We start from the raw sequence: 441 nt of genomic DNA on the forward strand, positions 1-441 counted from the left end.
GTATGCGGCGAGTGATGGTGATCGGCGGGTGCTGTTGGGTCTACTTCAAGAGTTCCGAACGGCGCAGAAGTCGGGCGGTGGATGGTGGCGGGCGTTTGCTGATCAGCTCAGCGCAGGCTTCGACCACTACCTGGCGTTGGAGGATGCGGCCAGCCGGATTACGGCGTGGAAAATCGCGGTCATACCCGGTCTGTTGCAGACTCCGGAGTATCGCCGAGCACTCGCATGGGCGGAGTCGCCGGACGTGGATACCGCGGCGATCGAACGGCGGATCGCGGTGGCGAATCACAGGCAGTCGCGGTTGGATGACGACGACTTCGCGATGGACGTATTGCTGTCGGAGTCGGTGTTGCATGAGCAGACTGGCGGCCCGGGGGTGATGGCCGGGCAGCTCGAGCGGCTGACGCAGTTGATGGATCGGCCGGGTATCTCGATTCGGAT

The 441-nt window shown here is 63.5% G+C and carries 1 protein-coding gene; it reads left to right on the forward strand.

Going from position 1 to position 441, the window contains the following annotated elements; all coding sequences use genetic code 11:
• Positions 1 to 28: 28 nt before the first annotated feature.
• Positions 29 to 441: DUF5753 domain-containing protein (locus GV790_RS28995; RefSeq protein ID WP_218586491.1), on the forward strand; the 413-nt coding region annotated here is incomplete at its 3' end.

Origin of the sequence: Nocardia cyriacigeorgica, from assembly GCF_010858045.1 — a bacterium.
Lineage (GTDB): Bacteria > Actinomycetota > Actinomycetes > Mycobacteriales > Mycobacteriaceae > Nocardia > Nocardia cyriacigeorgica_E.